This is a genomic window from Bacillus atrophaeus (assembly GCF_039519175.1).
Classification (GTDB): domain Bacteria; phylum Bacillota; class Bacilli; order Bacillales; family Bacillaceae; genus Bacillus; species Bacillus atrophaeus.
Window position 1 is genome coordinate 2,774,024 of the sequence record NZ_CP154443.1, and the last position, 19,813, is coordinate 2,793,836.

The following is a 19,813-nucleotide window of genomic DNA, read 5'->3' on the forward strand; positions in this document are numbered from 1 at the left end:
TCTTTAGAATAATTACGTACTAAAAATGAGAGGCAGAAGGAATATACATGAAATTTAAGCTTGGAAAACTCATACAAGTATTATCGCCGGCCCAATTGATTGCTTTATATTACTTTTTGGCAGTCACGGTTGCGTTTATATTACTGAGCCTGCCTGCCGCCCATAAGCAGGGAGCGCACTGGTCGTTTATAGATGCTCTTTTTACTGCGGTCAGCTCAGTCAGTGTCACAGGTCTGACCGTTGTGAGTACAGCCGACACATTCAGTACGACAGGTATTGTGATACTTGCGTTTGTACTGCAATTCGGCGGAATCGGCATTATGACGTTAGGAACCTTTATCTGGCTGATCATGGGGAAACGGATCGGACTTAAAGAGCGCAAACTGATTATGGTGGATCAAAACCAGACACAATTCTCCGGCATCGTCAATCTTATGAAACAGGTGCTTTTTCTCATATTATGGATCGAATTTTTTGGAGGGCTTATACTCGGAACGTACTTCCTTACTTATTACGATTCTTTTTCAGAAGCATATTTACACGGCTTTTTCGCCAGTGTGAGCGCCACAACAAATGGCGGTTTTGATATTACGGGGAATTCGATGGTTCCATTTAGGCATGATTATTTCGTGCAATTTATTACAATACTGCTGATTATTTTAGGCGCCATCGGATTTCCGGTTCTTGTGGAAGTGAAGGATTTTCTGTTTTCAAAGCAGCGCAGATACCCTTTCACCCTATTTACGAAACTGACGACGATTACGTTTGGATTCCTCGTGTTTTTCGGAGCGGTGGGTGTATTTGTACTCGAAGCCAAACACTCATTTGCGGGAAAATCGTGGCACGACATTTTATTTTTATCATTGTTCCAGTCAACCGCCACTCGAAGCGGGGGAATGGCAACGATAGATATCAGCCAGCTGTCAGAGCCGACATTATTTTTTATATGCGCGCTCATGTTTATCGGCGCTTCGCCAAGCTCTGTCGGCGGAGGAATCCGGACGACGACCTTTGCGCTGAATCTGCTCGCGTTGTTTCATTTTGCCCGCGGGAATAAAGCGGTCAAGGTCTTTAAGCGAGAGCTTCATCCTGCAGATTTACTGAAATCTCTCGTCGTGACAATGATGGCCATCCTGCTCGTTTTTGGATCGACACTCATCTTAACCATTACTGAAAAACACTCTCTGCTCGAGCTGTTGTTTGAAGTATGCTCTGCGTTCGGTACAACCGGCTTGTCACTGGGAATTACGGCTGATTTAAGCGACATCGGAAAATGTGTAATCATGATTGTCATGTTCATCGGACGTATCGGCATCCTTACTTTCCTGTATTTAATCGGCCGGAAGGAGATAGAAGCCAATTACCATTATCCGAAGGAAAGAGTGATTATCGGATAAGAAAAACACCGCCCCTTGCGCGGTGTTTTTTAATTGCCAAAAAAAAGATGTGTGGCGATTTACCAGTTGGAGATTCTAACGAGTAAAGAGGTGAAATCAATTGTTTGCAGTACTGTGGAAATCAGCTGTCATGATTGTGGTAGGCATTATACTATTGCGGATTGCCGGACGCAAATCAATCAGCCAGCTGTCCGTTACTCAAACGGTCATCATGATTTCGATTGGCTCTGGTTATTATTCAGCCTTTTATCGCACATAGTTTATGGGAAACGATTTTAGCCGCCTCTGTTTTTATTTTCGCTCTGCTTGTTATGGAAATTTTGCAAATTAAAACTGACTTTTTTGAAAAGTTGTTATCAGGAAAAACCATCACGATTGTGGAAAACGGAAGTATCAATCAAAAAAACTTGAAAAAAATGCGCTTAACGGAAGCTCAGCTGAAAATGAGACTGAGACAGGAAGGTTTTAGGCAAATCAAGGATTTCAAAGAAGTTTCCTTAGAACCGAACGGCCAAATCGGCTACGAGCTTTACGATGAAGCAAAACCGGTCACAGTACAGCAGGTCCGGTTTTTACTCAATGAATTAAAAGCAGAGCTCATACAAGCAAACAGGAGGGATATTGATGAAACGTAAATCTGCCATCAATGAAGCAGGAAAAAACAACAACACACCGACAGAAAGTATGGATAAGAATGCGTATTTGACTCAATATGATGGTGATCCCGGATTAAGAGGAGCAAACCGCAATTCAAAACATGGAAAGCAAGGGGGCGAGTAATCAATGGGGAAAAATCAGCACAGCAAGGATATGCAAAATCATAAAAAGCCGATGAATAAAAAAGTGCTTGAAGAAGAATTTTCAAGTGAGCTCGGAGATTATAACGCCGGCAAGCTCATTGAAACACTTGAACAAACAAAACCGAAGAGAAAAGAGAAAAACTGCAAATGAAAAAATACCTCTTAGGCAAAACGCCTGAGAGGTCCTTATTATTTCAAGTATGCATTTTTTCTGTTCCCTTTCGCCAACTGAAGCAAGTTGGTCATCCTCAGTTCTATAAATGGCTGAGCAACTGTTTTGACAAAGTTGCTGGATAATATGGACGTGAGAGCAGCCGTTAAAATAAGCAGCATCACCAGGTTCTGGTAATTGGTCAATCCATCCTCCAGCCCGATTTGCCTCAACGTTTTAATGATAAACCCGTGAAGCAGATATACATAAAATGTTCTGGTGCCCCATTTTGTGAAAAAGTAGCGTTTTTGAGGGACGAGAGCCAGAAAGCTGAAAGTCGCTGCGAAAGAGAGAACATACCATCCTATACGGGTCAAACCGCTGATCAAGGTCACATCACCGAAAGATGAATATGGCTTGGAGCCAAACAGCCACGAATAATCAAAATCAACACCCCAGCAAATAACGAAAACCGAGGCGAGCACACCGGCTGCAATTTGTTTCCCTCTGGCAGACCGCAGCAAATCAAAATGCTCTTTATTTAAATAAAATCCGACAAGGAACATCGGTAAAAATACAAACGTTCTGGACAGGCTCAGCGTGCTGCTGATGAAATCGATATAACCAATAAGGACCGCCGCTCCGCAACTGACAAAAAGCGCCCAATGCTTTGGAAGCTTTGTAAAAGGATACAGCAGCAGGTTCCAAAAGAACAAACTGACCAAAAACCAAAGTGACCATTGCGGGTCAATCGGATTGACGTTCGTCATGCTTTCATCTTGAACCACATAATAAAAAACAGAATAGATGCTTTGGAAAATCAAATACGGAATAATCAGCTTAACAGCCAGCTTTTTCACATAACCTGACCGTTTAAAGCCTTTGGCGAAATAGCCTGATACAAGAATAAAGGCGGGCATGTGAAAGGTGTAAATGAACTTGTAGAGGTACAGCATAAACTCGTTATCATTAATAAAAGAACGGAGAATATGGCCAAAAACAACAAGGAATATCAGCAAAAATTTTGCATTATCAAAATAACTGTCACGCGATTTGTTCATAGCATCACCTTCTCTTCAAATCATTCACTAAAAGATTATTCCCTGTTGGTATTCATTTTAAAATAAAACCTCAAAAATGATCTCGGAAATCGGGTGATTGTTAGAACGATGTAAAACGGAGGTAAGGATCGTTTAAAATGTCTTCAGAATGTAATCCCGCTGAAATTTTCTGAAATTTATAGGGCAAATGAAGGAAGATGGGACATCTTGTAGAAATATTGGAGGATAGGTTTTGAAGAAGGAGTGTACAATGAATGGCTGAAACTCTTGATTTGGAAACAAGTTTACAGCTTCAAAATCAGCTGAAGCAGCTTCAGGAAGAAAATGACCGTCTGAAAAAGGAATTGAATCAGCATCAAGTGATTGTAAATAACACGCTGGATGCTATTTTTATATGTAATAAAGAAATGAAAATTGTTCAGGCAAATGAGGCGGCGGCCAGGATGCTGCAAGTCAAACCGGAAGAATTAAAAGCACGTTCGGTGCTAGACTTTTTGTTCGCCATTCCAGAAGAAGAGCTTGTCATTGCGATTAAGAAATTTTTTAATAAAGGATTTTTGTGGAAAGAGGTCCCGATCAGGCTGGACAGCGGAGCGACAAAGTATATCGAATTTCTTGCGAAAAAGGAAAGTGGAGAAGATTCCTTTTTTGTAGTTATGCGGGACATCTCATCTAAAAAGATTTTAGAGCGGGAATTCTCTATGAATGAACAGTTATTTAAGGATTTGTTCGACAGAGCTGTTGACGGGATTGTGCTCTTTGACAGAGAAGGCTGTTTCATAGACGCGAATCTGTCATTTTGCAAGAGTTTCGAAATTGGCCAAAACGAGCTGTCTCATTTATCTTTCGGAGAATTTATAGATAAAACAAACGAAAAAGACTTTCAGAGCATTTGGGAAACGATCCACAGGAAAGGCAAAGCGAAAGGAGAGCTTCCAGTCAGACTCCGTTCAGGCGGCCAAAAGCTGTTTGAATTCACAATTACCTCTAATATCATCAACGGCTTTTACATGTCAATTATGAGAGACATTACCGAGAAACGCTCCATGGAAATACAGCTGTTTAAAAGCGAAGAGCGGTTCAGAGAAATTTTCGAAAATGCGATGGACGCTATTCTCATTTGGTCGGACGACGGAAGAATTGTGAAGGCGAACCAATCGGCGTGCAAAATTTTTGAACTGCCGATGAATCAGCTTGTTCAAAGAAAACTGTGTGACTTTCTCGTTGTTTCGCATCAAAAATACCGGTGCACGAAAAAGAAATATGAAAAATTCGGGGAGATTAGAGATGAGCTGCTCTTTCAAATGGGGAACGGGCAGTTTAAAGAGCTGGAGTTCACTTCAAAACGAACGATATTGGAAGGCCAGCATTTAACGATTTTTAGAAATGTAAGCGATCGAAAAAGGATGGAGAAAGAACTTAGAGAAAGCGAATTGAAATTCAGAAAAGTCTTTAACGGCTCGATGGACGGAAACGTGTTATTTGATAACAAATATCGCATTATTGATGCCAATCCGTTAGCGAGCGATATTTTAGGCCTGTCCCATGAAGAGATCAAAAAGCACAGTCTGCTGGATATCATTTCTGCCTATGATATTGAAAATCTGACTTCTTCAGCCAGGCAGATTAATCTTGAAGAAATGGATAATGAAATTCCCTTTTTGTTAAGCGGCAAGGAAAATCGGAAATTGGAATTCTCTTTTAAACGCCATATTATTCAAAATATGAATCTTGCTATTTTTAAAGATGTCACCGAGCGTAAGGAGCTTGAAGAACGGCTTCGAAAATCCGACACTTTGCATGTAGTGGGAGAGCTTGCCGCCGGCATCGCCCATGAAATCAGAAATCCGATGACCGCGCTCAAAGGCTTTATCCAGCTTCTGCAGGGGAGTGTTGAAGGTGATTATGCCCTTTACTTTAATGTCATCACCTCGGAATTAAAGCGGATTGAATCCATCATCACAGAATTTCTAATATTAGCGAAGCCGCAGGCGATCATGTATGAAGAAAAAAATGTGACCGACATCATGCAGGATACAATGGACCTTCTCCACGCCCAAGCCAATCTCAGCAATGTTCAAATGCATCTGGATCTGATCGAAACCATTCCTCCGATCTATTGTGAGCCCAATCAGCTGAAACAAGTATTTATCAATATTTTAAAAAACGCCATTGAAGTTATGCCTAAGGGAGGCAATGTATATGTGAAAATTCAGCCGTCCGGCCCGGATCATATTCTCATCTCCCTGCAAGATGAAGGCATCGGAATAACAGAGGATAAATTAAAACGGCTTGGAGAGCCTTTTTATACAACAAAAGAACGGGGCACTGGACTCGGACTTATGGTAAGCTATAAAATTATTGAAGAACACCAAGGAAAAATAACGGTAGAAAGTGAAGAGGGCAGAGGAACCGTATTTCATTTAACGCTGCCGCTCCGCCAGCATAATGAGGAAAGAGGGAACGACGAATGAGCTGCTATGAGATAACAGAAACCCCTTTGGGGGAAGTTGCCATTGTGGAGGAAGAAAGCAAAATTACGCGTTTACTGCTCAGTGAAGAGGATTTTCTGAAATGGAAAGAAGCGGCTCCCATGGCGGAAAAACAGGAGACACCTATTTTAAAAGAGGCAAAGCAGCAGTTGCGGGAGTATTTTGCCGGTGATAGAAAAACATTCTCACTGCCGCTGGCCCAAAAGGGAACGTTTTTTCAGCAAAAAGTGTGGCAGGCGCTCGACACGATCCCGTACGGCGAGTCCAGAAGCTATGCCGATATCGCGGCCGCAGTCGGCAGTCCTAAAGCTGTTCGCGCAGTCGGACAAGCCAACAAGAGAAACGCATTGCCGATATTTGTGCCGTGCCATAGAGTCATTGGGAAGAATAGGGCGTTAACCGGTTATGCGGGCAGCAGAACAAATGTAAAGGCAGTATTGCTTCGCATAGAGCAAATCCCCTATAAAGAAAAATAAAACATATGGCACGTTCCAATTTTTTCACTTGAGACATATAATTTTACAAAGTTAAAAAAGTTGGTCTGGTGAAAAAGGAGGACAATGAGTAATGAAGCTGAGCCGCCCAGATAAAATCGCCGGGTTTGCAGAGCTGTTTGTAAAATTACATGTATTATCAAGCTCCCAAAAGAACGAAATCATAAAGCTGACAAAGCAAAAAAACCGCTGACTCTGCCCGAATGTGAGCAAAGCCGTTGCGGTTTTTTAGTTTACATGGGATTCTGCAAATAATTGTTCGATTTCTTCTGCATAACAGCCCGTCAGGATTCCCTTTTCGGTAATAATGCCTGAGATAAGGCTGTGGGGTGTAATATCAAAAGCCGGATTGAACACATGAACATCAGCCGGAGCGGTCCGAACGCCGGAGATCTGTCTCACTTCTTCAGGATCTCTTTCTTCAATCGGAATATCGTCGCCGCTTTCGACTTGCAAGTCAAACGTTGATAAAGGAGCCGCCACAAAAAACGGAATTTGAAAGGCTTGAGCTAAAATGGCAAGGCCGTATGTGCCGATTTTGTTCGCTGTGTCTCCATTTTTTGCGATTCGGTCTGCCCCGACGATGACGGCGGAAATATGTTTTTCTTTCATGGTGTGAGCCGCCATGCTGTCCGTGATCAGCGTGACATCAATGCCGCCCTGCATCAGCTCCCATGCAGTGAGCCGGGACCCTTGGAGGACCGGCCTTGTTTCACAGGCGTAAATATGAAGTCCGAGATCCTTTTGTTTAGCCAGATAAAAAGGGGCAAGTGCCGTTCCATACCGGCTCGTAGCAATCGAACCGGCATTGCAGATTGTCATAATCTGATCGCCTTTTTTAAAAAGCTGCAGCGCGTTTTGGCCAATCATCCGGCACGTTTCTTCATCTTCAACCTGAATCTGTATGGCTTCATGGACAAGGTTTGTTTTTGCTTCGTTTACCGATGTTGCATACTGAATAGAACGGCTGAGCCTTTCAAGCGCCCAAAACAGGTTAACGGCTGTCGGTCTTGAGCTGTTTAAATAATCCTTGATCGGAGCAAGCTTCTGGCGGAATTCAGAAACATCTGCCGCTTCTATATCTTTAGCAGCAAGAGCGAGTCCGAACGCAGCGGTAATTCCGATTGCCGGAGCGCCTCTCACCTTCAATGTGACAATAGCGTTAAAAACATCCTCTTTCGTTGTCAGTTCAAGATATTCAGTGACATCGGGAAGCTTTTGCTGGTTTAAAATATGAATATATGTTTCTTTCCATTCTACTGAACGGGGACCTGTAAATTGAGTGCTCATCATTCATCATTCCTTTAGATGTTGCTTAAATTGTTTAAGAACATCGGTAATTGTTTTCAGCTGCTCGCGTTTTTCAACAAGCACCGCGCCGATTTCTAGTGCAAGCCTTTTTCTTTCAATTCGTTTATCAAATGGCACGATGGTGTCAAGATCTGCAACGTGCGCCAGCCCGATTGTGCGGCGGATCAGCTCACAACCGGCAAAGCCGACAGCATCTGAAAAAATGTGTGCCAAGGTGTCTTCAAGATATCCGTCTATTTTCGAGTATGCTTCAAGGCTGTCTTTTTTCCACGCCTCACTGAATGTTTGCTTGAATGTATCCCATACGATATTTACATGTTCATACAGAGGCTCTCTTGCTTCTACTTCGCGGCCGAGTGCGTTTAATAAGAGATTTGCGATGAATTGTCCGACATCAAAGCCGATTGGTCCATAAAACGCAAACTCAGGATCAATCACCTTTGTTTCTTCTTGGCTTGCAAAAATACTTCCTGTATGAAGATCACCGTGAATCAAGCTTTCCGCCGACGTTAAAAATAATTGTTTCAGCTTCGCCGCTTCTATTTTTAAACTATTGTTTTGCCACAGTTCCTCTGCATAGGGGCGAAGTTCTTCTTCAAAATCATTTGTGTCGTTGTCAAAGAAAGGATCTGTAAACACGAGTCTTTCAGTTATGTCGCAAAGCTCAGGGTTCGTAAATTGTTTTACCAGCTGTTTCTTTACTTGCGGTTTAAGCGCGTAATTAGAGGAGTAGAAAAGAGTTTTCCCTAAAAATTCTCCCATGTGTGCCGACAGACTCGGAAAATTCTTCCCTTCTAGTAATCCTTTTCTGGCGATCTGCAGATGAGACAGGTCTTCCATGACGGTAACCGCCATGGCTGTGTCAGAATAATAGACTCTGGGCACAAGATGAGGCACATGTTCTCCTTGGCGGATCAGCGCGCTGCTTTCAATTCTCGCCCGGTCGATCGTTAACGGCCAGCTTTCGCCGACTACTTTTGCATAAGGGACGGCTTGCTTAATAATCAGTCCTCTTTCCTTTTCTTGATCATACACGTGAAAAACATAATTTAAATTTCCGTCGCCGATTTCTTGGCAAGTCAATGTGCTTTTACTTGGAAATAAGCCGAGCTTAACCGCCAATGCAACAGCGGAGCTTTCATTTAACGTTTCATACAATGGTGTTGTGGTTGCTGCCATGATTATTTACCCTCCAATATGAATAGCTGTTTATGTAATGCGGGGGGATGGCCAATAAAAAAAGCCTCCTTCTCTGGAGAGAAGGAGGCTAACAGACACGTTTCGCCTCTCTTATCTCTCAGATAAATCTGATGGAATTAGCACCGTGCCTTAATGAGACTAACGTCTCGGCGCAAAATCTGTGCGCCCCATTTCACAATGGCATTACGGTCGGTTGCTGTTGGGGTCAAAAGGCCAATCCCTCGCCCAACTCTCGATAAGAGAAAATATTCACTTGTCTTGCAATTCGAATTAATCAGTTGATGAAAATGTTAACAGGTGCTTCGTTTATTTGTCAACAACTTTTGTTGTGCAATATTAATATAAATCTTTTCGAAGGTCTGCGAAAACGGGAATCTGTTTCCGTACGGCTTCACTTTCTTCTATATCAACCTCTGCCCGTACAGCACCTTCTTCCTTAGAGCCCTCTGCTAAAATACGGCCCCACGGATCAATAATCAGGCTGTGGCCGGCAAACTCATTGTCGGGGTTTGACCCGGTGCAGTTGCAGGCCGCGATAAAGCATTGGTTTTCAATCGCTCTGGCAATAAGAAGGCTTTTCCAATGGTCGAGGCGGGGCAGAGGCCATTCCGCTGAAATAAACAACAGGTTTGCGCCCTTTGTCGTATGCTTTCTAATCCATTCTGGAAAACGGATATCGTAGCAAATCAGTCCCGAGCTTTTGACGCCGTCAAGTTCAAAATAACCATCAGCCGAGCCGGCCGATAAATAAAGGTGTTCATCCATCAGCTGGAACAGATGGGCTTTGCTGTACTCTTTAACGATCTTTCCTTCTTTATCCGCAATGTACATCGTATTATAGATATGGCCGCCTTTTCTGACGGCGACAGAACCGGCGACTAGGTGGACACCATGCGTTTTTGCGGTCTTTTTCAGCCAGCTTTGAGCAGCGAGACCGTCATCATCCGCTAACAGGTCAAGGTTTGTCAGATCGTAGCCGGTCGTCCACAATTCAGGAAGAACGAGAACATCGGCGTGTTTACTTTCTTTTTCGATTAAAGATTCAGCTTTTTTTATATTTTCTGAAGGATTACCGTATGCAATATCAAATTGAAGACAGGATATGGTCCATTTCACCTCTGCAGCACCTCCAAGTTTCCCTTTACTTTTTATATATAACCATATATGATGATGGACTATCATTTCAAGAAATTTTTTTAGAAGGTGAAAACAGATGAAATTTGAACATTCTCACGTGTTAACACAGCTTCCCGAACAGTTTTTTGCTTCTTTAGTCAAAAAGGTGAACAAAAAACTGCAAGAAGGGCACGACGTCATCAATTTAGGGCAGGGAAATCCTGATCAGCCGACACCGGATCATATTGTCGAAGAAATGAAAAACGCGATCGCAGACCCAGAGAACCACAAATACTCATCATTCCGCGGCTCCTATCATTTAAAAAAAGCAGCAGCGGCATTTTATCAAAGAGAATACGGAGTGAAAGCAGATCCGGAAAGTGAAATTGCCATTTTATTCGGCGGAAAAGCGGGGCTTGTCGAGCTTCCGCAATGTTTATTAAACCCAGGGGACACCATTTTAGTTCCCGATCCGGGCTATCCAGATTATTGGTCGGGGGTTGCGCTTGCTAAAGCCGAAATGGAAATGATGCCGCTTATAGAGGAGAGGGGGTTCCTGCCTGATTACAGCCGCCTTTCCTCTGACGTAAAGGAAAAAGCTAAGCTGATGTATTTGAATTATCCGAATAATCCGACAGGAGCCGTTGCTACTTCGGATTTCTTTGAAGAAACGGTCAGCTTGGCTAAAGAAAACGGCATCTGTGTCGTTCATGATTTCGCATACGGCGCAGTTGGCTTTGACGGGCACAAGCCATTAAGCTTTTTACAAACTGAAGGGGCAAAGGACATTGGCATAGAAATCTATACATTGTCTAAAACGTATAATATGGCGGGCTGGCGCGTCGGATTTGCCGTCGGTAATGCATCTGTGATTGAAGCCATTAACCTTTATCAGGACCATATGTTTGTCAGTCTGTTCAAGGCGACACAGCAAGCGGCAGCGGCGGCTCTCTTATCAGACCAAACGTGTGTGGCTGAACAAAACGCCATGTATGAGAGCAGACGGCAGGCGTGGATTACAGCCTGCCGGGAGATCGGATGGGATGTCACGGCTCCGGCGGGATCATTTTTCGCCTGGCTTCCGGTGCCAGACGGCTATACCTCCCAGGAATTCTCGGATTTGCTGCTTGAGAAAGCCAATGTTGCCGTTGCCTCTGGAAATGGGTTTGGAGAATATGGAGAGGGCTATATTCGAGTCGGTTTATTAACGAGCGAGGAACGTCTTAAAGAAGCGGCCTCCCGTATCGGCAAACTGAATCTTTTCAATAAAAAGCATTGACAACACACTTTAATGATGGGATAATTCAAAATAATTTATAAAATCTATATTCTTATCAAGAGCAGGCAGAGGGACAAGCCCGATGAAGCCCGGCAACCGACTTGTAAAGCACGGTGCTAATTCTTGCAGCAAGCGCTGAGAGATAAGATTCGGACATAAAACGAAGCCTCTTCAGACGCAATACGGTTTGAAGAGGCTTTTTATATGTGTTCTTTGAGGAAAGGAGTTCAACCATGAGTGAATTATTGGCAACATATCTCCTGACAAATCCGGGGTCTGATTGTGAAAAAAGAGCAGAACAGATTGCGACAGGGCTGACTGTAGGCTCATGGACGGATTTACCCCTGCTGAAGCAGGAACAGCTGCAAAAGCATAAGGGGCGGGTCGTAAGCGTTGAGGAGAAAGAAGGAGCTCTTGAATCGGAAAAACAAGCGGTCATTACAATTGCTTATCCGGAAATTAATTTTACATACGACATTCCGGCGGTGCTGACGACTGTGTTTGGCAAGCTGTCACTTGACGGGAAAATCAAATTAACCGATCTGGAATTTTCAGAAGGTTTTAAACAAAGGCTGCCAGGACCGAAGTTTGGCGCTTACGGTATTCGCAAGGCGCTGGGCGTGTTTGAAAGACCGCTGTTAATGAGCATTTTTAAAGGGGTCATAGGAAGAGATCTTGAAGATATTAAAGATCAGCTGAGACAGCAGGCACTCGGCGGAGTGGACTTAATCAAGGATGACGAAATTTTCTTTGAAACAGATCTGGCGCCCTTTGAAACACGGATCACAGAGGGCAGGCAAGTGCTGCGTGAAACCTATGAACAAACAGGGCATAAAACGCTTTATGCGGTGAACCTGACGGGAAGAACGGCTGACCTTAAGGATAAAGCAAGGCGTGCAGCTGAGCTTGGAGCGGACGCGCTGTTATTTAACGTCTACGCTTACGGCTTGGATGTCATGCAGAGCCTTGCCGAAGATCCTGAAGTTTCTGTTCCGATTATGGCCCATCCGGCAGTCAGCGGAGCGTTTACATCATCACCCTATTACGGATTTGCACACGCTCTCCTGCTGGGGAAACTAAACCGCTATTGCGGTGCGGATTTCAGTTTATTCCCGTCTCCTTACGGGTCAGTTGCGCTTCCGAAAGAGGATGCTCTCGCTATTCATGATGAGTGCGTGAGAGAGGATTCTTTTCAGCAAACATTTGCCGTACCGTCAGCGGGCATTCACCCTGGCATGGTTCCGCTCCTGATGAAGGATTTCGGCATTGATCATGTGATTAATGCGGGAGGAGGCATTCACGGTCATCCAAACGGCGCCCAAGGCGGAGGTAAAGCATTCAGAGCCATCATTGACGCCGTGCTTGAAGCGCAGTCGCCGGATGAAAAAGCGGAGCAGTGCAATGATTTGAAACTTGCTCTAGATAAATGGGGAAAGGTTGATGCTGTATGACCAAAAAACCGCTCATCATTTGTGATTTTGACGGAACGATCACAATGAACGACAACATTGTCAGCATCATGAAAGAATTCGCCCCGCCGGAATGGACCGCCTTAAAAGACGGTGTCCTGTCAAAAGAAGTAACAATTGAAGAAGGAGTCGGGCAGATGTTCAGCCTTCTTCCGAGCAGTATGAAAGAAGAGATTACAAGATTTGTGTTACAAGATGCAAAGATTCGGAATGGCTTTCGTGAATTTGTATCATTTGTCAACCAGCACGAGCTTCCGTTTTATGTCGTAAGCGGGGGAATGGACTTCTTTGTTTATCCTCTTCTTGAGGGAATCGTAGACAGAGACCGTATTTATTGCAATCATGCATCCTTTGAAGACGAATATATTCATATCAAATGGCCTCATTCCTGCGACAGCCTTTGTACAAATGGATGCGGATGCTGTAAGCCTTCGGTTATCCGCCAGCTTTCTGAAAAAGCTGAGTTTGTCATTATGATTGGTGATTCAGTGACTGATGTGGAAGCTGCCAAATTGTCTGATATTTGCTTTGCGAGAGACTACTTATTGAATGAATGCGTTCAATTAGGGTTACAGCACCTTCCTTACCAAGACTTTTACGAAGTGAAAAGCGGCATCGAAAACATCGGGGAGGTAAAAGCATGGATACAAAACAACAGCGTTGGCGTGAACTTGCCGAAGTAAAGCGTGAACTGGCTGAAAGAGACTGGTTTCCGGCAACAAGCGGAAATCTGTCCATTAAGGTTTCTGATGTTCCCCTGACATTTCTCGTCACAGCGAGCGGCAAGGATAAACGGAAAGAAACGGACGAAGATTTTTTACTGGTAGACCTGAACGGAGAACCTGCCGAAAGCGGACATTCATTAAAACCGTCGGCGGAAACCCTTCTCCACACGTATTTATACAAAAAAACAGATGCGGGCTGCTGCCTGCATGTCCACACACTTGATAATAACGTAATTTCTGAGCTTTACGGCGATGACAAACACATTACGTTCAAAGGCCAAGAAATTATAAAAGCGCTTGGCTTGTGGGAAGAGAATGCGGAGGTGACGGTGCCGATCATTGAAAACGCCGCGCACATTCCGACATTGGCAATGGATTTCGCAGCCTGCGTTTCCGGAGATTCCGGAGCGGTTCTTATAAGAAACCATGGCATCACAGCTTGGGGAAAAACCGCTTTTGAAGCAAAAAGGGTGCTGGAAGCATATGAATTTTTGTTCAGCTACCATTTAAAATTAAAAACACTCCGGGACCAGCTGGTGAGATAAAAAAAGGAGGAAAAAACAGTGGCAACAATCAGAATACAGGATGAGGCAAATACAATCATTGAGAATCAAGAGGAAGTGGCAAGCTTTTTAGACAGTCAAGAAGTCATCTATGAACAATGGGATATTACGAAGCTTCCAGAACAGCTGACAGAAAAATACGACTTGTCCGATGAAGAGAAACAGCAGATTCTTGACACTTTTGATGCCGAGATTCAAGATATTTCCGCCCGGCGCGGATATAAAGCGCAGGATGTAATCTCCCTATCCGATGCAAATCCGAAACTCGATGAGCTGCTGCAAAATTTTATAAAAGAACACCATCATACAGATGATGAAGTTCGTTTTATCGTAAGCGGCCACGGCATATTTGTCATTCAAGGCAAAGACGGCACCTTTTTCGATGTCCGTTTAAACCCTGGAGATTTAATCTCAGTTCCTGAAAACATTCGTCATTATTTCACTCTTCAAGAAGACCGTAAAGTTGTTGCCGTCCGAATCTTTGTCACGTCAGAGGGCTGGGTTCCAATTTATGAAAAGGAAAGTATACAGTAATAGAAAAAACCCCGTTTTTTACAAACGGGGTTTTTTTAGTTCAAGGACTGCCATTGCTCATATAAGGAGATTTCCTTTTTTAATAGCGTCCAGATGATTCCAATGACCGCGGCATCGTCTATCAGGCCGAGCCCCAAAATAACGTCGGGAATGAAGTCGATGGGAGACACAATATAAAGGAAAGCGATGCCCACAAGTACAAAAGCTTTAAACGGTGAACGATGATATCGTCCATGTTTCCAATCTCTTATCATTTGGAAAAAAAGCGTAACGGTATTTATCGCTTTTTTGCGGTCTTTCTTTTTTAACATCATTTTGCCGCCTGTTCCCCCAAGGATAAGCGCTCTGTTTTTCCGCATAACAATTCCCTCCTGCTGGTTACCTAATTTAGGCAAATGTGTGTTTAGCATATCTGCCGTATGGGTATTATTCTCTTAATCCTATCAATATATCTACTATAAATGAAAATATAAAGATATTTAATGAAAATATGTTTACAAATAAAGTATAATCTGTAATAATGCTCAAGAACCCAAACAAACTTGTTTCCTATTCTTTTAGCGGCGAGGGGTGAAGTGAATGGGTAGATATTCTGAAAAAGAAAAATTGCTGGTGTCTATTGATGAAAAAAGAAAATTAATGATAGATGCCGCTAAGAAGCAAGGATTTACAGGGTATGACACAATCAGACACAGCCAGGAACTGGACTGTCTGATGAACGAGTACCATCAGCTGATGCAGGAAAAAGAGCCTTCTCAAGGAATACAGGGCTTTGTAAAGAAACTAGGCTTATGGTCCCGCGCCGATGTTATGCCTGCGTATGAAGCAAATAAATAGACGCACGATCCTATTCATATAATAAAGAGAGCTGCTGCGGCGCTCTTTTTTTCTGGTGAATTCCATTTGAAAGAGGGAACTGATGAAAGAGCTTACGATTTTCATTACCGAATTAATCAACCGTTTCCACGATGTATTTATTTCCTTATGTGAGATGCTCGGCTTGAATTTAACAGATAAACAGATGCACTTTTGGGTCATCGGATTATTTGGCATTCTTTTTTTCGGACTGACTCAAGCCGTGTTTAAATGGCTCTCTAAATGGAGCGTTACAGCTTTGTCCTTTATCTACACGTTAACCGTCTTATTTGTGATCGTGTTTGCCATTGAATTGCAGCAGAAAGTGACGGGGCGGGGAAATATGGAGTTTCAAGATGCGGCTGAGGGACTGAAGGGCTTTCTGATCTTCTTTATCATTTTGATGATCTTAAAAGGATTGTTCGCATCAGTCAAAAAAGTGTTTAAAGGGGGAGCGGCCAAAAACACAGACAGGCATTCGCGGTTCCGCAGATAAATGAAAACCCCTCTGACAATCAGAGGGGTTTTCATTTAGTTGGTGACCGGAAGAGTAATGGTTACCTCAGTTCCTTTTCGAAGCTCACTGTCAATGGTAATCGTGCCTCCGTACATCAATACGATACGTTTACATACAACAAGGCCCAGACCGGTTCCTTTCTCCTTAGAGGTCACAAACGGAAGGAAAATGTGTTCCAGCATTTCTTTCGATATACCTTCGCCATTATCAATGACTTTTATAATGGCCTTCTGATCAGCGGCCCCTAAAGATATTGATAATTTGCCGCCATCTTGCATGGATTCAAGCGAGTTTTTCGCCACATTTAAGATGACCTGTTTCATATGGTCTTTTGTACATTTCACATATAACGGCTTATCGGTTAAAAACGTAAGCTCTACTTCCACATTGTATAAATTCCCTTCAGAATAAATGATCGGCATAATTTCATTGAAAATATCCTGCAGGGAGTTGAGCTCCCATTTTTCAGCGGTCGGTTTGCCGAGAACAAGAAACTCGCTCACGATTTGATTGATCCTTTTGATCTCCTGCTCAATAATGGAGAAATACAGCTGGTCTTCTTCGCTTTTATACTTTTTTTGCAAAAGCTGGATGAATCCGCTGATGCCTGTAAGCGGGTTGCGGATTTCATGGGCTGTGCTTGCAGCGAGAGTTCCGATAAGCTCCAGTTTTTGAGCCTCATTCTCAGCGCGTTCAAGCTGTGTCCGCCTCTTCAGCAGGATATACTGAACGAGAATAAATAAAATATTCAGCAGTACGATAATACTCGAAAGAGGGAGCAAGAGGCTTTTCGTCAATTCCTCAAGCTCGACAGGCTTTGGATATACTTTAATATTCCAGCTGATGTCATCTAAATACCCGCTGACCGCCTTCTCGTACTGTGAATGCTGGCCCGATCCGCTTGTGAAAATAAGTTTGTCATTTTGGTTCTGTATTTCGATATACACATCAGGGCTTAACATGTTTATAATGTTTTTGATGTAATCAATCTGTATGGCTGCCACTATATAATCGGTGACCTTATTGTCTGCATCTAATACGGGAACACAGATCGTAAAGATCCGCTGGCCGGTAATTCTGCTGGCATAATCATCTGTAATAACCGTCTTTTTAGATTCTTTGGCTTTTTCGAAAAAATATCTGTCCGCCAGGTTCACCTTCGTTTTCAGCTCAGTGGTGCTGACAGTCACATCACCTTTTGCGTTCAGTATATATAATCCGGAAAACCTCGGCTCGGAATCGAAGGTCTTGTCCAATATATCTTGCATTTTTTTAGGATCAATCGGTTTATCAATTGCGATAGACAGGGAAGTCATTCTTGCTTTGGTTTCCCCAATCAGATAATTTAATTTATTGCGGTGAAGGTTCAGCATCATACTGGCCGTCTGTTTGTGTTTTGCGGCTATAGTTTCTTTTTCCTTTTCATAAACGAAAAAACTTATAATTAATGCAGGAATCATCACTAAAACCAAATAAAGTTTGATCTTTGCGCAGGGACCTTTCATTATTTTCATTTTGCATCGCTCCAACATAACACCTGAATAGGGGTATTATATCATTGTTTATACTGCTTTAATAAGAAAAAATAACCAAAATACTTAGAAAAATATATAGTTACAGCCCATGATATAAGCGAACTACAAAAGAAGTGAAATTTTGGAAGGTTTTTTGTTGACTTTTTTGTGTTTGTTTATTAATGTTTCTCTGTAACGGTTTCTTTTGTAAAAGGATGATTAGATATGACACAAAAAGCTTCAGAAAAATCACTTAAACTATTTATTGTATTATCACGTGCTTATCGTTCTATTAATGACCATATGAATAAACATATTCATAAGCATGGCCTGAATCCGACTGAATTTGCCGTACTAGAGCTCTTGTACCACAAAGGCGATCAGCCGCTCCAGCAAATCGGCGACAAAATTTTATTAGCCAGCGGAAGCATCACATATGTCGTAGACAAGCTGGAACAAAAAGAACTTCTTACACGAAAAGCATCACCTACTGACAGAAGGGTCACATTTGCACAGATTACGGAAAAAGGTATCCATCTTTTGAATGATATTTTTCCCGGCCATGCTGCTGAAATCCATGAGATGATCAGCGTGCTGAGTGAAGAGGAGAAGGAAATGTGCACTGAAATGCTAAAAAGGGTAGGCTTAAACGCAAAACATTTTCATAACAAGTAAAAAAAAGGAAGCCTCGGATGTGACAAGGCTTCCTTTTTCCTATTCTTCGTTATTTGAGACAGTGGCTCCTCTTGGCAGAATTAAAACTTCTACACGTCTGTTTTTGCTTCTGCCTTCCGCTGTATCGTTGGTTGCGACCGGCTTATATTCACCAAAACCTTTTGCGCTGAAGACTTTTGCATCCAGCTTTGGATTTTCAATGAGAAGGCCCATAAAGTTGACCGCTCTCATGACGCTTAAGTGCCAGTTGGATTGAAACTGTGAATTTTTAATCGGCATATTATCCGTATGTCCGCTGATGATGATATTCCTTGGAGGATTCAGCACCAGAAGATCCGAGATTTCTTCTGCGAGTGGGATGTCTTGCTCCCGGATTGTAGCTTTTCCCGAATCAAAAAAGATACTGTCTTTAATCGTAATTAAAAGACCTTCATCTGTCAGTTTTGTCTCAAGCTGATTTTCCAGCTTTTTATCTTTAATAAATTGCTTCACCTGTTTTTCAACATTTTCGAGTTCTTCTTGGTCAGCCGTCTTATCTGCTGCTTCTTGTTTTTCTTTCTTCTTTTTCTTCTCATCTTCCAGCTGGTCAATTCCTTGCTGTTCACTTTCAGGCGGTGTGACGCTTGAATAATCCATCACGCCTGTACCGCCGGTAAAAACTTCATTGAAAGATTTAGAAAGCATTTTGAATTTGGCCGCATCGACTGAGCTGCTTGCAAACAGCACAATAAATAATGCTAAGAGAAGTGTGAGGATGTCGGCATATGGCACCAGCCATGACTCATCAACATGCTCGTCCTCATGCTTCTTCTTCTTTTTTCTCGCCATTTTCTGCCTCTCCTTCTTGTGCCGCGAATTTCGCACGATCTTTTGCAGGAAGATACATTAAAAGCTTTTGCTCAATTACTTTCGGTGCCTGCCCCTCTAAAACCGAGAGTACGCCTTCAATCATGATTTCACGGAGTTTCACTTCTTGTTTTGATTTCCGTTTTAATTTATTGGCGAAGGGATGCCATAACACATAGCCTGTAAATATTCCGAGCAGGGTCGCGACGAATGCGGCGCTTATGGCATGGCCTAGTTCATCTGTGTTGTCCATATGGGAAAGAGCTGCGATGAGCCCGACAACTGCACCGAGAACGCCGAGTGTCGGAGCATATGTACCGGCTTGGGTAAAAATGCTTGCGCCGGTTTGATGCCTTTCTTCCATGGCTTCGACTTCCTCTGTCATAATATCTCTGATAAATTCAGCGCTTTGTCCGTCTACTGCCATGCTCAGCCCGTTCTTTAAAAAAGCGTCATCAACTTCTTCGATACTGGCTTCTAAAGCAAGAAGGCCTTCACGTCTTGCAATCTGCGCCCATTCAGAAAACATGGGGATCAGCTGCTCAACGGTAAGCTGTTTGTTTTCCTTAAAAAGTACACGGAATAGCGTTGGAACCTTTTTGATTTCTCTGGAAGGGAACGCGATGACAACCGCAGAGATGGTTCCGAAAATAATAATTAAAATAGCCGCGGGGTTGGCTAAGGCGCTTAAACTGACACCTTTCATGACCATGCCCACACTCAATGCAACAAAAGCGAGAATGATTCCGATAATCGATGTTTTATCCATAATTTTCACCAAATCCTTTATACTAGCTTGTCTATGGTTAATATC

23 protein-coding genes, 1 pseudogene and 2 riboswitches are annotated in these 19,813 nt (G+C 42.9%); of the genes and pseudogenes, 16 read left to right on the forward strand and 8 right to left on the reverse strand.

The window, feature by feature from the left end; translation table 11 throughout:
• The first annotated feature begins 47 nt into the window (after nucleotides 1-47).
• The 5 genes from AAHT65_RS14125 (at nucleotide 48) to AAHT65_RS14145 (ending at nucleotide 2,348) form a co-directional block, all read left to right on the forward strand.
• Nucleotides 48-1,397 carry a TrkH family potassium uptake protein gene (locus tag AAHT65_RS14125; RefSeq protein ID WP_343310411.1) on the forward strand — a complete coding sequence of 450 codons (1,350 nt, stop codon included), beginning with the start codon at nucleotides 48-50 and terminating at the stop codon, nucleotides 1,395-1,397.
• A gap of 100 nt (nucleotides 1,398-1,497) precedes the next feature.
• The gene (locus AAHT65_RS14130; RefSeq protein WP_343310412.1) at nucleotides 1,498-1,656 is read left to right on the forward strand and encodes a hypothetical protein; all 159 of its coding nucleotides are present in this window, start codon (nucleotides 1,498-1,500) and stop codon (nucleotides 1,654-1,656) included.
• Nucleotides 1,619-2,032, forward strand: coding sequence for a DUF421 domain-containing protein (locus tag AAHT65_RS14135; RefSeq protein ID WP_343310413.1), 414 nt, complete (start codon nucleotides 1,619-1,621; stop codon nucleotides 2,030-2,032). Before AAHT65_RS14130 ends, AAHT65_RS14135 begins: the two co-directional genes overlap by 38 nt.
• Nucleotides 2,022-2,177 carry a hypothetical protein gene (locus AAHT65_RS14140; protein ID WP_013390491.1) on the forward strand — a complete coding sequence of 52 codons (156 nt, stop codon included), beginning with the start codon at nucleotides 2,022-2,024 and terminating at the stop codon, nucleotides 2,175-2,177. The genes AAHT65_RS14135 and AAHT65_RS14140 overlap by 11 nt, the downstream gene beginning before the upstream one ends.
• A 3-nt stretch (nucleotides 2,178-2,180) precedes the next feature.
• Nucleotides 2,181-2,348: a hypothetical protein gene (locus AAHT65_RS14145; protein ID WP_343310414.1), complete on the forward strand. Its 168-nt coding sequence runs from the start codon at nucleotides 2,181-2,183 to the stop codon at nucleotides 2,346-2,348.
• Nucleotides 2,349-2,386: 38 nt separating this feature from the next.
• Here AAHT65_RS14145 and AAHT65_RS14150 read toward each other — a convergent pair whose 3' ends face one another.
• Nucleotides 2,387-3,409 (reverse strand): acyltransferase family protein, encoded by a 1,023-nt coding sequence (locus tag AAHT65_RS14150; RefSeq protein WP_088117045.1) that lies wholly within the window; start codon nucleotides 3,407-3,409, stop codon nucleotides 2,387-2,389.
• A gap of 254 nt (nucleotides 3,410-3,663) precedes the next feature.
• Here AAHT65_RS14150 and AAHT65_RS14155 point away from each other — a divergent pair, with 254 nt between their 5' ends.
• From AAHT65_RS14155 to AAHT65_RS14165, 3 genes are all read left to right on the forward strand, one after another.
• Entirely contained in the window at nucleotides 3,664-5,883 is a 2,220-nt protein-coding gene (locus AAHT65_RS14155) for a PAS domain-containing sensor histidine kinase (RefSeq protein WP_063637598.1), read from the forward strand.
• A complete protein-coding gene (locus tag AAHT65_RS14160) occupies nucleotides 5,880-6,377 on the forward strand; it encodes a methylated-DNA--[protein]-cysteine S-methyltransferase (protein ID WP_151290913.1) in 498 nt (165 codons plus the stop codon). Before AAHT65_RS14155 ends, AAHT65_RS14160 begins: the two co-directional genes overlap by 4 nt.
• Nucleotides 6,378-6,468: 91 nt before the next feature.
• Nucleotides 6,469-6,588: a hypothetical protein gene (locus AAHT65_RS14165; RefSeq protein ID WP_003327327.1), complete on the forward strand. Its 120-nt coding sequence runs from the start codon at nucleotides 6,469-6,471 to the stop codon at nucleotides 6,586-6,588.
• A 35-nt stretch (nucleotides 6,589-6,623) separates the two neighbouring features.
• On the opposite strand, the gene mtnA is transcribed toward AAHT65_RS14165, so the two are convergent.
• The 3 genes from mtnA to AAHT65_RS14180 all read right to left on the reverse strand — a co-directional run bounded on the left by mtnA (nucleotide 6,624) and on the right by AAHT65_RS14180 (nucleotide 10,022).
• Nucleotides 6,624-7,685, reverse strand: a complete 1,062-nt coding sequence (gene mtnA / locus AAHT65_RS14170; RefSeq protein WP_151290912.1) for an S-methyl-5-thioribose-1-phosphate isomerase — start codon at nucleotides 7,683-7,685, stop codon at nucleotides 6,624-6,626.
• 6 nt (nucleotides 7,686-7,691) lie between these two features.
• Entirely contained in the window at nucleotides 7,692-8,885 is a 1,194-nt protein-coding gene (mtnK, locus tag AAHT65_RS14175) for an S-methyl-5-thioribose kinase (RefSeq protein ID WP_157763226.1), read from the reverse strand.
• Nucleotides 8,886-8,993: 108 nt separating this feature from the next.
• Nucleotides 8,994-9,148, reverse strand: a riboswitch (SAM riboswitch).
• A gap of 94 nt (nucleotides 9,149-9,242) precedes the next feature.
• On the reverse strand, nucleotides 9,243-10,022 hold the full coding sequence (locus AAHT65_RS14180) for a carbon-nitrogen family hydrolase (protein ID WP_094231908.1): 780 nt from the start codon (nucleotides 10,020-10,022) through the stop codon (nucleotides 9,243-9,245).
• A gap of 97 nt (nucleotides 10,023-10,119) precedes the next feature.
• Between AAHT65_RS14180 and AAHT65_RS14185 the strand changes: the two are divergent.
• The 5 genes and pseudogenes from AAHT65_RS14185 (at nucleotide 10,120) to AAHT65_RS14205 (ending at nucleotide 14,592) form a co-directional block, all read left to right on the forward strand.
• Nucleotides 10,120-11,314: pseudogene (locus AAHT65_RS14185) on the forward strand (pyridoxal phosphate-dependent aminotransferase).
• A 36-nt stretch (nucleotides 11,315-11,350) separates the two neighbouring features.
• Nucleotides 11,351-11,450: riboswitch (SAM riboswitch) on the forward strand.
• An 84-nt stretch (nucleotides 11,451-11,534) separates the two neighbouring features.
• Nucleotides 11,535-12,752: a 2,3-diketo-5-methylthiopentyl-1-phosphate enolase gene (mtnW, locus tag AAHT65_RS14190; RefSeq protein WP_142396259.1), complete on the forward strand. Its 1,218-nt coding sequence runs from the start codon at nucleotides 11,535-11,537 to the stop codon at nucleotides 12,750-12,752.
• Nucleotides 12,749-13,453 carry a 2-hydroxy-3-keto-5-methylthiopentenyl-1-phosphate phosphatase gene (gene mtnX / locus AAHT65_RS14195; RefSeq protein ID WP_343310416.1) on the forward strand — a complete coding sequence of 235 codons (705 nt, stop codon included), beginning with the start codon at nucleotides 12,749-12,751 and terminating at the stop codon, nucleotides 13,451-13,453. Before mtnW ends, mtnX begins: the two co-directional genes overlap by 4 nt.
• Nucleotides 13,411-14,040 (forward strand): methylthioribulose 1-phosphate dehydratase, encoded by a 630-nt coding sequence (locus AAHT65_RS14200; protein WP_343310417.1) that lies wholly within the window; start codon nucleotides 13,411-13,413, stop codon nucleotides 14,038-14,040. Before mtnX ends, AAHT65_RS14200 begins: the two co-directional genes overlap by 43 nt.
• Nucleotides 14,041-14,058: 18 nt before the next feature.
• Nucleotides 14,059-14,592, forward strand: a complete 534-nt coding sequence (locus AAHT65_RS14205; RefSeq protein ID WP_010788429.1) for a 1,2-dihydroxy-3-keto-5-methylthiopentene dioxygenase — start codon at nucleotides 14,059-14,061, stop codon at nucleotides 14,590-14,592.
• Nucleotides 14,593-14,627: 35 nt separating this feature from the next.
• On the opposite strand, the gene AAHT65_RS14210 is transcribed toward AAHT65_RS14205, so the two are convergent.
• Nucleotides 14,628-14,951 carry a YkvA family protein gene (locus AAHT65_RS14210; protein ID WP_106271710.1) on the reverse strand — a complete coding sequence of 108 codons (324 nt, stop codon included), beginning with the start codon at nucleotides 14,949-14,951 and terminating at the stop codon, nucleotides 14,628-14,630.
• Nucleotides 14,952-15,171: 220 nt separating this feature from the next.
• Between AAHT65_RS14210 and AAHT65_RS14215 the strand changes: the two genes are divergently transcribed.
• Nucleotides 15,172-15,429, forward strand: coding sequence for an aspartyl-phosphate phosphatase Spo0E family protein (locus AAHT65_RS14215; RefSeq protein ID WP_003327317.1), 258 nt, complete (start codon nucleotides 15,172-15,174; stop codon nucleotides 15,427-15,429).
• An 82-nt stretch (nucleotides 15,430-15,511) separates the two neighbouring features.
• Nucleotides 15,512-15,943, forward strand: a complete 432-nt coding sequence (locus AAHT65_RS14220; protein ID WP_088117056.1) for a hypothetical protein — start codon at nucleotides 15,512-15,514, stop codon at nucleotides 15,941-15,943.
• 35 nt (nucleotides 15,944-15,978) lie between these two features.
• On the opposite strand, the gene AAHT65_RS14225 is transcribed toward AAHT65_RS14220, so the two are convergent.
• Nucleotides 15,979-17,496, reverse strand: coding sequence for an ATP-binding protein (locus tag AAHT65_RS14225; protein WP_088117057.1), 1,518 nt, complete (start codon nucleotides 17,494-17,496; stop codon nucleotides 15,979-15,981).
• Between the two features lie 207 nt (nucleotides 17,497-17,703).
• Between AAHT65_RS14225 and mhqR the strand changes: the two genes are divergently transcribed.
• Nucleotides 17,704-18,153 (forward strand): MarR family transcriptional regulator MhqR, encoded by a 450-nt coding sequence (gene mhqR / locus AAHT65_RS14230; RefSeq protein WP_010788432.1) that lies wholly within the window; start codon nucleotides 17,704-17,706, stop codon nucleotides 18,151-18,153.
• A gap of 39 nt (nucleotides 18,154-18,192) precedes the next feature.
• On the opposite strand, the gene motB is transcribed toward mhqR, so the two are convergent.
• Nucleotides 18,193-18,981: a flagellar motor protein MotB gene (motB, locus tag AAHT65_RS14235; protein ID WP_003327312.1), complete on the reverse strand. Its 789-nt coding sequence runs from the start codon at nucleotides 18,979-18,981 to the stop codon at nucleotides 18,193-18,195.
• The gene (gene motA, locus AAHT65_RS14240) at nucleotides 18,953-19,768 is read right to left on the reverse strand and encodes a flagellar motor stator protein MotA (protein ID WP_063637606.1); all 816 of its coding nucleotides are present in this window, start codon (nucleotides 19,766-19,768) and stop codon (nucleotides 18,953-18,955) included. Before motA ends, motB begins: the two co-directional genes overlap by 29 nt.
• Nucleotides 19,769-19,813 lie beyond the last annotated feature (45 nt).

What these genes read in the sequence shown, in the direction of transcription:
- AAHT65_RS14165 (WP_003327327.1), top strand. Translation starts at nt 6,469, where the DNA reads ATGAAGCTGAGCCGCCCAGATAAAATCGCCGGGTTTGCAGAGCTGTTT.
- mtnK (WP_157763226.1), bottom strand. Translation starts at nt 8,885, where the DNA reads ATGGCAGCAACCACAACACCATTGTATGAAACGTTAAATGAAAGCTCC.
- AAHT65_RS14150 (WP_088117045.1), bottom strand. Translation starts at nt 3,409, where the DNA reads ATGAACAAATCGCGTGACAGTTATTTTGATAATGCAAAATTTTTGCTG.
- AAHT65_RS14225 (WP_088117057.1), bottom strand. Translation starts at nt 17,496, where the DNA reads ATGTTGGAGCGATGCAAAATGAAAATAATGAAAGGTCCCTGCGCAAAG.
- AAHT65_RS14200 (WP_343310417.1), top strand. Translation starts at nt 13,411, where the DNA reads ATGGATACAAAACAACAGCGTTGGCGTGAACTTGCCGAAGTAAAGCGT.
- AAHT65_RS14145 (WP_343310414.1), top strand. Translation starts at nt 2,181, where the DNA reads ATGGGGAAAAATCAGCACAGCAAGGATATGCAAAATCATAAAAAGCCG.
- AAHT65_RS14160 (WP_151290913.1), top strand. Translation starts at nt 5,880, where the DNA reads ATGAGCTGCTATGAGATAACAGAAACCCCTTTGGGGGAAGTTGCCATT.
- AAHT65_RS14215 (WP_003327317.1), top strand. Translation starts at nt 15,172, where the DNA reads ATGGGTAGATATTCTGAAAAAGAAAAATTGCTGGTGTCTATTGATGAA.
- AAHT65_RS14155 (WP_063637598.1), top strand. Translation starts at nt 3,664, where the DNA reads ATGGCTGAAACTCTTGATTTGGAAACAAGTTTACAGCTTCAAAATCAG.
- AAHT65_RS14210 (WP_106271710.1), bottom strand. Translation starts at nt 14,951, where the DNA reads ATGCGGAAAAACAGAGCGCTTATCCTTGGGGGAACAGGCGGCAAAATG.
- motA (WP_063637606.1), bottom strand. Translation starts at nt 19,768, where the DNA reads ATGGATAAAACATCGATTATCGGAATCATTCTCGCTTTTGTTGCATTG.
- mtnA (WP_151290912.1), bottom strand. Translation starts at nt 7,685, where the DNA reads ATGAGCACTCAATTTACAGGTCCCCGTTCAGTAGAATGGAAAGAAACA.
- mhqR (WP_010788432.1), top strand. Translation starts at nt 17,704, where the DNA reads ATGACACAAAAAGCTTCAGAAAAATCACTTAAACTATTTATTGTATTA.
- mtnW (WP_142396259.1), top strand. Translation starts at nt 11,535, where the DNA reads ATGAGTGAATTATTGGCAACATATCTCCTGACAAATCCGGGGTCTGAT.
- AAHT65_RS14220 (WP_088117056.1), top strand. Translation starts at nt 15,512, where the DNA reads ATGAAAGAGCTTACGATTTTCATTACCGAATTAATCAACCGTTTCCAC.
- mtnX (WP_343310416.1), top strand. Translation starts at nt 12,749, where the DNA reads ATGACCAAAAAACCGCTCATCATTTGTGATTTTGACGGAACGATCACA.
- AAHT65_RS14125 (WP_343310411.1), top strand. Translation starts at nt 48, where the DNA reads ATGAAATTTAAGCTTGGAAAACTCATACAAGTATTATCGCCGGCCCAA.
- AAHT65_RS14140 (WP_013390491.1), top strand. Translation starts at nt 2,022, where the DNA reads ATGAAACGTAAATCTGCCATCAATGAAGCAGGAAAAAACAACAACACA.
- motB (WP_003327312.1), bottom strand. Translation starts at nt 18,981, where the DNA reads ATGGCGAGAAAAAAGAAGAAGAAGCATGAGGACGAGCATGTTGATGAG.